The organism is Methylobacterium sp. E-046, assembly GCF_022829625.1.
GTDB classification, from domain to species: Bacteria; Pseudomonadota; Alphaproteobacteria; order Rhizobiales; family Beijerinckiaceae; genus Methylobacterium; species Methylobacterium longum.
On sequence record NZ_JAKSYP010000121.1, the window covers coordinates 41,555 to 51,560 of the forward strand.

The following is a 10,006-nucleotide window of genomic DNA, read 5'->3' on the forward strand; positions in this document are numbered from 1 at the left end:
CAAGCATTACACCAAGAAGCTGATCCTTCACGGCAAGATCCCCGCGGCTGTCAACAACCTGCCGGCTCATCGGGTCATCAGGGCCGTGCAGAAGACCGCCATCTCGGCTCAATTGCGTTGCAGGCGATCTTGCACGGGGGCGATTTGTAGCCACCGGAATTTTTCAGCGTCACGGCAGCCCATGCCGGACAAGAAATCGAGAACCGAGACGAGCCCCCCGGCACCGCATCGAAGCGCAGGCGGCTGTCAGCCCGGCCCGGAATCCGGGGCCGGCATCTGGTCCCGGTGAAAATTCACACTCGATCCCGGACGATCGCGCTGATCGTGTCGCAGATCCGCTCGGCGCCGTCCCGGCCCAGGGCACCGTAATACGGCAGACACAGGACCTGGTCGGCGACCCGATTGGCCACCGGCAGATTCTCCCGCCGGCTGCTGGGCCTCGCCGCGTAGGGCACGTAATCGCTGCACAACGGGTAGAAGTATCGGCGAGCGAATATGTTGAACCGCTTCAGCGCTTCGTAGAGAGCGTCCCGGCTTACCGGCGACACGTCCCGGTCGATCCTCAGACAGTAATATTGCAGGCTGTCGGCCTGCAGGTCCGGCGTCTCCGGCACATGGAAGCCCGGCAGATCCCGCAACCGATCGGCGTAGACCTCGGCCAGCGCGAAGCGCCGCTCGCGCTCGGGCCTGACGGCGTCCACGAGGCAGAGGCCGAGGGCCGCCTGCAACTCGTTCATCTTGCTGTTGATGCCCACCGCCTGGACCGTCACCTCGTCGGTGATCCCGAAATTCTTCAGCAGATCCATGCGGCGCCGGAGCGCCGGATCCTCGGTCACGATGGCACCGCCCTCGGCGGTGTGGAACAGTTTCGTCGCATGAAAGCTGAACATGGTCGCGTCGCCGAAGCTCGCGATCGGCCTCCCGCGGACCTTGGTGCCGAACGCGTGTGCCCCGTCGTAGAGGACGCGGAGATTGTGCCGGCGCGCGATCTGCTCGATCGCATCCACGTCGCAGGGGTTGCCGTAAACGTGCACCCCGAGGATGGCCGAGGTGCGCTCCGTGATGGCGGCCTCGATCCGGGTCGGGTCGAGGGTCATGGAATGCGCCTCGATATCGACGAAGACCGGCTCGATCCCGTGCCAGGAGAGCACATGCGGCGTGGCGGCGAACGTGAACGGCGTGGTGATGACCTCGCCGGTAAGGTCGAGCGCTTTGACGGCCGTCATCAGCGCGTTGGTGCCGTTGTTGAACAAGGCGATATGGCCATCGCCGAGATGGTCGTGGAGACGCCGCTCCAGCTCGATGTGCTGGGGACCACCGTTCGAGAGGATGGCGCAGTCCCAGATCGCCTCGAGATGCCGGGTGAAGGCCGCGAGATCCGGAATGATGGGACGGGTGACGTAGACGGGCTCTTCGAACGGTCGCGGTTGCGCGCTCATGAGAACTCCTGCCGATGCTCGGGCCAGGAGCCGATCATCGTAAATCCAATGCGGTGGCTTCCTCGATCTGGCCCAGCAGTTGGGCAGAGCTGAGGCGGGTCAGATCTGTCGTTGTTGCGAGGCCACGATATCGGGCCGAGGCCAGAGCGTCGCGTCGTCGGGCAGGGCACGCAGCACGTTGCAGCCCATGCCGACGGTGACCCCTCGTCCGAGCGTGAGCCCCTGGAGAACCTTGGCGAGCGGCCCGACGAGGCTGTCGGCGCCGATCGTGCAGCGGCCACCGAGGAAGGCGCCCGGCGAGATCGTGGTGTTGTCGCCGATGACCGTGTCGTGCCCGATGATCGCCGCCGAATTCAGGACGCTGAAGCGGCCGAGCCGGGCATCGGCGTTGACGATCACCCCGTGCGCCACGAAGGCGCCGGCGCCGACCGCGACGTCCGGGCTCACGATCGCGCGGGGCGAGACGAGGGCGGGGCAGGGGAAGGCGTGCCGGTCGAGCCAGGCGATGAGTTCGGCCCGGGCCCGGATCGCGCGGCGGCTCACGCCGCCCACCGCCAGGACGACGCCGTCGTACTCCGAGCGATCAGCGAGCAGCGCATCGAGGTAACCGCGGTGGCGGCCGACCTGGACCTCCGGAGCGGTGGAGTAGGTCGCCTCGACCGTGTGGCCGAGGGCCCGGGCGATCTCGGCGATCTCCTTGGAGAAGCCGCCGCCGCCGATCAGCGCCAGGCGCTGCGCCGGCCCGGTCACAGCATGGCCCCGCCGTCGACCCGCAGGATCTCGCCGGTGACGTGCCGGGCCTGGGGGGACATCAGGAACGCGATGGCGTCGACCACCGAGTCGACGGTCGCGGCGCCCGCCGGGCTGCGCTTCTCCAGCCCCTCCTTGAAGTCCGCTCCGTAGAGACGGGCATGGGCCTGGGTCATCTCGGTATCGAGCCAGCCGGGGGCGACGGCGACGGCGCGTCGGGGGGCGAGCTCCCGGGCGAGCCCCTTGATCAGGGCGTCGAGTCCCGCTTTGGAGGCCGCGTAGGGCACAATCGCGGGCTCGGGCCGCTGCGCCGCGATGGACGAGACCGCGCAGAACACCGCGTCCCGGGTCGAGACGCGGGCGCTCCCGAAGGCCGCCGCGAACAGGGTCGGCGCGACGAGGTTGGTGCGGTAGAGGCGCTCGACCTCCTCGACCCCGAGGCTGCGCAGCGGCTTGATGACCTGGACGCCGGCGCAATAGACCAGCCCGGTCAGCAGCCCCCGCTCGGCCACCGCCGCCTGCAGGATGCCGGCGATCGCGGGAAGATCGGTGACGTCGCCCGCGACCGTGGCGATGCCGAGGGCCTCCAGCTCCGCGAGCCGGTCCGCCCGCCGGGCCAGCGCGGTGATCCGCGCTCCGCTCGCGAGCCGCGCGGCGACGGCGCGGCCGATGCCGCTGCTGGCCCCGACGACGAGAACGTGCCCCCCCGGTTCCGACATCGCCTAGGCCTGCAGCTTCGCGCCGGCCAGCGCGATCAGGTCGTCGGTGGTCGCGGCCCCGGCGATCCGCTGCGGATCCACTTCGAGGCCGAGGGTGTCGTACAGCGCCATGATGTTGAGGATGCCGAGCGAGTCGAAGGTCTCGATCGCCCCGAGGCTCTGCCCGCGGGCCAGGGGTCCCGGCTGATCGAGGATCGTGCCGAGCTCGTCCAGGAATGCGCCCTCGGTCATGGGGTGGTCTCCTCGTAGGTCATGACCGGGGGCGCGAAGATCCGGTCGGTGGTGATCGTGCAGGCCCCCCAGCTCAGGCCGACCCCGAAGCCGGCGAGCAGCGAGCGCACCCGCCGGCCCGCATAGGCCTCCGCGAGGAAGCCCGAGATCGTGCCGGGGATCGAGGCCGAATTCTGATTTCCGTAGACCGACTGGGTGCCGGTCGGAAGCTTGCCGTCGTCGAGGCCCAGGCGGCGCTGGAGGTTCTTCAGGATGTACTTGTTCGGCTGGTGCAGGACCAGGAAGTCGACGTCCGCGGCGCTCGTGTCCGACACGGCCAGGATGCCCTCGATCAGCGGCGGGACGCGCTTGAGGGTGAAGTTGAAGACCTGCGCCCCGTCCATCTGCATGGTTGCCGGCTTGTCCCGGTCGTCCGCATCGGCCCGCAGGCCGCTGTGCGGGATGAACAGGGCCTTCTCGCCCGAGCCGTCGCTGTGGAGCTGGAAGACGCTGTCGCTCTCCCGCCGCTCGATCAGCACGGCGGCGCCGGCATCGCCCATGATCGGGGTGATCGACCGGTCCCCCGTGGCCACCATGCGGCTGGCGACGTCACCGACGCACAGGAGGACGCGGTTCAAGCCCGATTCGACGAGGCTGTAGGCGACCGACAGGCCGTAGACGAAGCCGCTGCAGCCGAGGCGGATGTCGAAGCAGAGCGTATCGGTCCGCATGCCGAGGCGGTGCTGCATCCCGATCGACGTGGACGGCGAGCTGTAATCCGGCGTCTGGGTGACCAGAATCAGGCCGTCGACGGCGTCGGGCTGCAGGTCGAGGCCGCGCAGGAGCTGGCGCGCCGAGTGGAGGCAGAGATCCGCCGTCGTGGTGCCGGGATCGGCCACCACGTGGCGGGTCGAGAAGCCCATGGCCCGCTTGAGGCGCTCCGCCTCCTCCGGGGCGAGCCCGAGGCCGGGCGCCTCGTCGTCGAAGGCGAGGACGCGCGCGCCGACCGTGGTCACGAGCCCCGCGAGGCTCGCGCGGGAGAACCGCAGGTCAGCCATGCTCGACCGTCTCGGCGACGTAGTCGATCCAGCCCTGGAGTCGACGGAGCGGCGACTTCGTGCTGTCGAGGATGCTCTCGTTGGCGAGGGGCACGTAGCGGCCGACCGTCCGCTCGATCTCGGATTCCGTCTCGAGGAGGAGCTCGACCACCGCGAAGGAGTCGAGCCGCTCGTACACGTCGTCCTCGGGGCCGAGATCGTTCAGCTCCGGGCGCCCCCAGGTCTCGACGAGCCGCGCGAAGGTGGCGCGGGCAGCCGCCTCGACGGCGCCGCGGTCACTCCGCGACGATGTGGATGTAGGGGGTGTCATCCGGTCCTCGTGTCAGTCGGTACGTCTTGCCCTCGGGGCCAGCGCTGAGGCGTTCGAAGCCGTTCTCGTCGAGGAAGCTCTCGACCATGCGGTTCTTCGCACTGGGGCGATACTGGGCCCTCAGGTCCCGATCGCCCTCCTGCCGGCAGACGTGGCGCAGAATTTGGGCCTCGATGCGGCGTCCCAGCGCCCGGCAGCTCATGAGGAAGGTCTCGAGTTCGCCGCCCCGGACGATGGCGACCCCGACGATGCCCATATCGCCGAACCGGTCGACCACCCGGGCCGCGTAGACGCCGCCCTCGCGCATGGCGGTGGCGACCTCGTCCTCGGTGTAGCGCCGGGTCGTCAGGTTGAACTGGTTGGTCTTGTTGATCAGCTGCGTGACCCGCCGCAGGGAGCCCGGATTGTTGCGGGCGACGTGCACGCGGATGTCGAGGGAGGCGAGATACGCGTCCATCGTGGCGGCGGAGCGCTGCAGTTCCTGGCGCTGCGCCTCGCCGCGGTACTGCTCGGTCTTGGCCAGATCCTCGGCGGTGACGTTGCGGGCGCGCAAGGAAGCGATCCCGTCGAGCAGGGTGAGCGCCTGCTCGGGGCGCGTACGGTCGAACAGGTGGCACTCGACGCCGGGGAGCCGGGTGCGGACCTCCTCGATCTCGAAGGGGTTGTCGTCGAGGAAGATGAAGCTGTCGAGGCCGAGGTTCAGCGCCGTCGCGAGATCGCGGATGTTCTCGCTCTTCTCCGACCAGTTGCTGCGATAGGCCACGAAATCATCCAGGCGCAGGGGCATCGCGCGCTGCGCGAACACCGCGCGGAAATCCTCCTCGTTGTTCTTCGTCACCGCGCAGAGCAGGATGCCGAGGCCCTTCAGGCGCAGGAGCTGGCGCTGGAGCTGCGTGTGGACGATCCCCGGATAATCGGTGTCGACCTCCAGGTTCTCCACCCCGTCCTCGCCGACGACGCCGCCCCAGAGCGTGTTGTCGGCGTCGACCACCACCACCTTGCGGCGCGCCCGCAGCCGCGCGGCGACGGCATCGGCGTAGCGCTGGACCAGCGCGTCCACGGCGGCCGGGGCGTAGGGCATCTGGTACATGTACCGGTTGCGCTCGCGGAAGGCGTTGGCGAAGCCGAGCATCGCCAGGGCGCCGGCGGCGTCGACGACGCTCACCCGCTCCTGCGACAGGGCAAGGTCGAACAGCACCGCGTTCACCCGGGCCAGCGCCTCCAGCTGGTCGTGGAGGTCGCTCTCGACGGACGAGACCGGCACGAACGGCACGGTGTTGAGGATGATGGTGCCCGGCACCCGGGCGAGCCGCGCCGAGACTAGCTCGGCGAGCCCGCGCGCGCGGGCGACGGCCGCCTCGTCCGGGGCGACGTCGAAGAACCAGCGGTGGTCGAGATGCACGATCAGGACGTCGGCGGCGGCGGGGCCCGCCAAAACCTGCTCGATCTGTCCGATGGGGAGATGCTCGCACGAGGCCGTGGCGAGGTCCGCGAGGCGGTCCGCCACCTTCCCGAACGGGTTAGTGACGATGTTTCCGACGAAGGCGATCGACAGGGCGCGAGTCGTGGTCATCCTCGATACCGGTCCCTGCGACACCCCGGCGGATGCCTGCCCTCCGGCGATTGACCGGCCCCTTCCAATGCGTGCGAGCGCCGCCCTCTTGCGAGATCGCGTGCCATAAAGCAAGGGGCCGGTCCCGGCCCGGTTCGTGCGCATCCGGTCCTCCGACCGGTATCGTCCCGGGGCGGTACAGTCGATGAGGAGCTTCGCCATGGACGGATCCGGCTCGGGCACGGCCTTCGCGGAGTCGCGGATCTGGACCGAAACACACCAGACCGCCTTCGCCGCGGCCACCGGCGACGTGAACCCCATGCACATGGACGCGCGCGCGGCGCGGCGTACGCTCGCCGGCGGCAGGGCCGTCCACGGCGTGCACGCGGCGTTGTGGGCCCTCGACGCGTGGGCGGGTGCGCGACCCTTCGAGCAGGTGAGCGCCTTGCAGATGCGGTTCGAGCGCTTCGTGCTGGTCGGCGATCGCACCGAGATCACGGTTCAGGAGGCGAGCGCGCAGCAGGTGCGCCTGTCCCTGACGGTGGATGGAACGCGCGCGGTGACGATTCAGGCCACGTTCGCGACGCAGCGGCCCGCAGCCCAGCCGCTCCAAGCCGCGCAGACGGCGATCCCGGCCGCGCCGCTAGCCGTCGACCCGGCGGGGATCTCCGGACTTTCAGGGGCGTTCGGCCTGCCCGATCCGGCGGCGATCGCCGGGCTGGCGCCGCGGCTCGCCGGCGCCATCGGACCTGCCCGCGTGGCGGCGCTCGGCGGCCTCTCCACGCTCGTGGGGATGTTCGTGCCCGGACTGCATTCGATCCTGTCCAAGATAGACGTGTCGTTCGCGGACGGGGCCGAGGGCTCGAGCCTCGCTTACGCGGTGCGGCGGTTCCAGCCGATGCTCCAGTCGGTGACGATCGAGGCGCGCGGACCCGGCCTCACCGCGCGGGTCGAAGGCTTCGTGCGTCCGCCTCCTGTCGAACAGGAGAGCCTGCGGACGCTCGCGACCTCGGTGCGCCCCGGCGAGTTCTCCGGAGTCTCCGCCCTCATCATCGGCGGCTCGCGCGGCCTCGGCGCGGCGACGGCCAAGCTGCTCGCCGCGGGCGGTGGCGACGTCTGCATCACCTACGCCTCGGACGCGCGCGAGGCGGAGGCTATCGCGGGGGAGATCCGGGTCTCCGGCGGCCGCTGCCAAGTCCTGCGATACGACGCGGCGCGCCCGGTCGACGAACAACTCCAGGCCCTCGCGATGAGCCCAGACCAGCTCTACCATTTCGCGACGCCGCGCATCTTCCGGCAGAAACGCGCGCCGTTCGAGCCGGCCGTGCTCGACGAGATGATGCGCATCTACAATTGCGCGTTCTATGATCTCAGCCAATTTTGTCTGGCACGGAGCGATCACCTGGCCGCCTTCTATCCCTCGAGCACCGCCATCGACGAGACTCTGCGCGACACGCTCGAATACGTCACCGCGAAGGCCGCCGGCGAAACTCTGGCCGCCGCCATGGCGCGGGCGAATCCGAGGCTGAGGACCGTGATTGAGCGGTTACCCCGGGTGAGGACGGATCAGACCGCCACGATCTTTCCCGTGCCGGCCGCAGCCCCCGGCGCCCTGATGCTCCCGATCATCCGGCGGATGTCGGCGCGGGCCTGACCGACTCGCTGTGCGCGCCGCGTCGACGGCGCGGCGAACGCCGGACGCGACCGCGCGTCATGGCCGCCCGGATCCCAGACCGCAGCCAGCGGGTCGCGCGCCCTAAATCCGGATCCGTCCCCGGCCTCGCACACCGCGCCAGGCAGGACACAGCGTCAGGCGACAGATCCCAGGGCGGACGGCCCTGCGTGCCATCGTTTCGGCCGAGCAGCCCGGAGATGGTTCAGGCTCCTGCACCGTTCGTGTGCGGGCAACTGTGCTCCGCCCGCCCGTGAACGCACCGTTGCGCCGTCCTCAGGCGTCGGGGCTCGCGTCCGCCTCCTCGGCCGCGTCGTCCTCCGCGCCGGAGGCGGCCTCTGCCGAGACCGGCTCAGGGGCGGTGAAGAAGTCACCGTTCCGGACCGCCTCGCCGCCCGTCACCATCATGCTGAGATAGGTGTTCAGGGTGTTGGGCGCGACATCGGGCAGCCGCTCGGCGATTTCGGCATGGGACAAGCCTTGCGGTCCCGTGCCGCCCAGCAACGCCTTCAACCGGCCCTTGGCCGAATTGGCCCGCGGGCCGCGGGCGCCGCGCCGCGCACCCGTCACGGGCGAAGCGCGCTCACCACCGGAGGTCCGTCCGCCTTCGTAGGGGTGTAGCGCGACCGCATCGTCCAGCGGGACGTCCTCAACGATCGAGGTCAAGGCAGCCTCGGCGGCCCGGAGTTTGGCAAGTTCCGCGACGATCCGGTCATGGTCGTTCTGGAGGGCCGTCCGACGCGCCCGCACGTCGACCAGAGCCTTCGTCAGCGTATCGTCCTCAGCCACCGGCTTGTTCCATCCCTGTGATCGCGCCCGTGAACGCGCCCGTGATCGCGAGTGCCGCAGGCCATACGTCACGACACCTTGACCACGTCAACAGTTGATCGAAGCTCTGCGGGACCCCGCGGCCCGGTGCAGCGACGGGCAGTCCGTGTTGTGAGTACAGGGTTGGTCGTTTAGGGACATTCGGCGTGCTCCAACCCAACTTGATCGCGGTGGAGGCGTGTCCGATCGGTGATGGACTCCATATTCGACCCACGCCTCGCGTACCCGCCGGGCGGGGCGGCCTCGACTTCGTGGACCGGGAACGCGGCGGTCCGGTCCTCGATTCCGGCCGCGCCGCGTCAGTCCGGCACACCTTTTTCATAGAGCGCTTTATGTCGTTGACCATTTTCGACAAGGGGGAGAACAACGTCATCGACGTCGATCCCCGCGATCAAGACAATCAAGCGGGCAAAATCTACATTAATGGCGACAATAATTATATCCGCATCGGCAGAGGCTGCATATCCGATAAGGACATGCATATCGTCATCGAGTCGAACGGCCGGTTCGATGTTGGCGACGACGTACGTCTATCGATGGCCAACATCTACGTCGGACCCGGATCGGTGCTGCGCATCGGCGACAGAACCGGCTTCACCGGATTGGTCCATCTCAACCCGGTGGAGACGAAGGCGATCGAAATCGGGAGCGATTGCTCCATCGCCTCGGGCGTCTGGATGACGACGAGCGATTTCCATTCGATCATCAGCCGGACGGGCGGCACGCGGTTGAATCCGGCCAAGTCCGTCCGTGTCGGAAATCACGTCTGGATCGCCAACCATGCCACGCTGCTCAAGGGTTCGGTCATCGGCGACAACGCCATCATCGGCGCGCACGCGGTCGTAACGGGCACGGTGCCGCCACATTGCGTGGCGGCCGGCAACCCCGCGCGCATCGTCCGCGAGGATGTGACTTGGCGCTCAGATCTGATCTGACCCGCGCCCGGTCTCTGCGCGCCGCCACGGGGACGAGGCGCAGAAGCCCGGCTCGACCGGTCAGGGTCGATATTTACCGGACGCGGGAGTTCCGATAGGCCGGTGTCCGGCGCGCGACCGTTCACCGGTGCGACGGTCCCGTTTCGATCCAGCCACTGGAACGCATGGTCATCCGAGTCACAGGTCCCGCGAGAGCCGGCGGCGTGAGCGGCGCGCCGGTCCGGGATCATCGCACGGCCACGTGAGAGCGGTGTTTTGAAGACGCCATTCGACCTTTATCGGGGCTGGGCGGGCGAGACCCGGGCCCGCGCAAGCTTCAACCCGCTCATCCGGATCATGGCTCGCGACAGGCTTCCGCCCGCGTGCGACGTCGTGAGCGCGGAGGAGCAGACCGCCGCGCTGGCGCCGTACTTCGACGCGGATTTCTACGCGAGCTGGTACGGGATCACGGCCGATCCGGTGCGCGACTACCTCGTCCACGGCTGGCGCGAGGGCCGGGACCCGCGGCCCGACTTCTCCTCGGCCGCCTACCT

General features: G+C 69.1%; 11 protein-coding genes. 3 read left to right on the top strand and 8 right to left on the bottom strand.

What is annotated here, in order from left to right; all coding sequences use genetic code 11:
- Positions 1-293 precede the first annotated feature (293 nt).
- The 7 genes from MKK82_RS11290 to MKK82_RS11320 form a co-directional block, all read right to left on the bottom strand.
- Positions 294-1,439, bottom strand: coding sequence for a DegT/DnrJ/EryC1/StrS family aminotransferase (locus MKK82_RS11290; protein WP_243985741.1), 1,146 nt, complete (start codon positions 1,437-1,439; stop codon positions 294-296).
- 99 nt (positions 1,440-1,538) lie between these two features.
- Positions 1,539-2,189 carry an acetyltransferase gene (locus MKK82_RS11295; RefSeq protein WP_243985743.1) on the bottom strand — a complete coding sequence of 217 codons (651 nt, stop codon included), beginning with the start codon at positions 2,187-2,189 and terminating at the stop codon, positions 1,539-1,541.
- Complete coding sequence (locus tag MKK82_RS11300) at positions 2,186-2,908, bottom strand: SDR family NAD(P)-dependent oxidoreductase (RefSeq protein ID WP_243985744.1); 723 nt, start codon at positions 2,906-2,908, stop codon at positions 2,186-2,188. Before MKK82_RS11300 ends, MKK82_RS11295 begins: the two co-directional genes overlap by 4 nt.
- Before the next feature lie 3 nt (positions 2,909-2,911).
- Complete coding sequence (locus MKK82_RS11305; RefSeq protein WP_012318193.1) at positions 2,912-3,139, bottom strand: hypothetical protein; 228 nt, start codon at positions 3,137-3,139, stop codon at positions 2,912-2,914.
- Entirely contained in the window at positions 3,136-4,176 is a 1,041-nt protein-coding gene (locus MKK82_RS11310) for a 3-oxoacyl-ACP synthase III family protein (protein WP_243985745.1), read from the bottom strand. Before MKK82_RS11310 ends, MKK82_RS11305 begins: the two co-directional genes overlap by 4 nt.
- A complete protein-coding gene (locus MKK82_RS11315; protein WP_243985746.1) occupies positions 4,169-4,486 on the bottom strand; it encodes a hypothetical protein in 318 nt (105 codons plus the stop codon). Before MKK82_RS11315 ends, MKK82_RS11310 begins: the two co-directional genes overlap by 8 nt.
- Positions 4,452-6,059 (bottom strand): HAD-IIIC family phosphatase, encoded by a 1,608-nt coding sequence (locus MKK82_RS11320; protein WP_243985747.1) that lies wholly within the window; start codon positions 6,057-6,059, stop codon positions 4,452-4,454. Before MKK82_RS11320 ends, MKK82_RS11315 begins: the two co-directional genes overlap by 35 nt.
- A 199-nt stretch (positions 6,060-6,258) precedes the next feature.
- Between MKK82_RS11320 and MKK82_RS11325 the strand changes: the two genes are divergently transcribed.
- Positions 6,259-7,692 (top strand): SDR family NAD(P)-dependent oxidoreductase, encoded by a 1,434-nt coding sequence (locus tag MKK82_RS11325; protein WP_243985748.1) that lies wholly within the window; start codon positions 6,259-6,261, stop codon positions 7,690-7,692.
- Positions 7,693-7,986: 294 nt separating this feature from the next.
- Here MKK82_RS11325 and MKK82_RS11330 read toward each other — a convergent pair whose 3' ends face one another.
- Positions 7,987-8,499, bottom strand: a complete 513-nt coding sequence (locus MKK82_RS11330; RefSeq protein WP_243985749.1) for a hypothetical protein — start codon at positions 8,497-8,499, stop codon at positions 7,987-7,989.
- 185 nt (positions 8,500-8,684) lie between these two features.
- Between MKK82_RS11330 and MKK82_RS34185 the strand changes: the two genes are divergently transcribed.
- Together MKK82_RS34185 and MKK82_RS11340 are read left to right on the top strand one after the other, a co-directional pair.
- Entirely contained in the window at positions 8,685-9,473 is a 789-nt protein-coding gene (locus tag MKK82_RS34185) for an acyltransferase (protein WP_243985750.1), read from the top strand.
- Positions 9,474-9,728: 255 nt separating this feature from the next.
- The coding region (locus tag MKK82_RS11340) for a hypothetical protein (protein ID WP_243985751.1) at positions 9,729-10,006 on the top strand (278 nt) is incomplete at its 3' end.

Bases quoted from the DNA above. Each gene is read 5' to 3' on its own strand.
- MKK82_RS11305 (WP_012318193.1), bottom strand. From the start codon at position 3,139: ATGACCGAGGGCGCATTCCTGGACGAGCTCGGCACGATCCTCGATCAG.
- MKK82_RS11310 (WP_243985745.1), bottom strand. From the start codon at position 4,176: ATGGCTGACCTGCGGTTCTCCCGCGCGAGCCTCGCGGGGCTCGTGACC.
- MKK82_RS11290 (WP_243985741.1), bottom strand. From the start codon at position 1,439: ATGAGCGCGCAACCGCGACCGTTCGAAGAGCCCGTCTACGTCACCCGT.
- MKK82_RS11325 (WP_243985748.1), top strand. From the start codon at position 6,259: ATGGACGGATCCGGCTCGGGCACGGCCTTCGCGGAGTCGCGGATCTGG.
- MKK82_RS11315 (WP_243985746.1), bottom strand. From the start codon at position 4,486: ATGACACCCCCTACATCCACATCGTCGCGGAGTGACCGCGGCGCCGTC.
- MKK82_RS11320 (WP_243985747.1), bottom strand. From the start codon at position 6,059: ATGACCACGACTCGCGCCCTGTCGATCGCCTTCGTCGGAAACATCGTC.
- MKK82_RS11300 (WP_243985744.1), bottom strand. From the start codon at position 2,908: ATGTCGGAACCGGGGGGGCACGTTCTCGTCGTCGGGGCCAGCAGCGGC.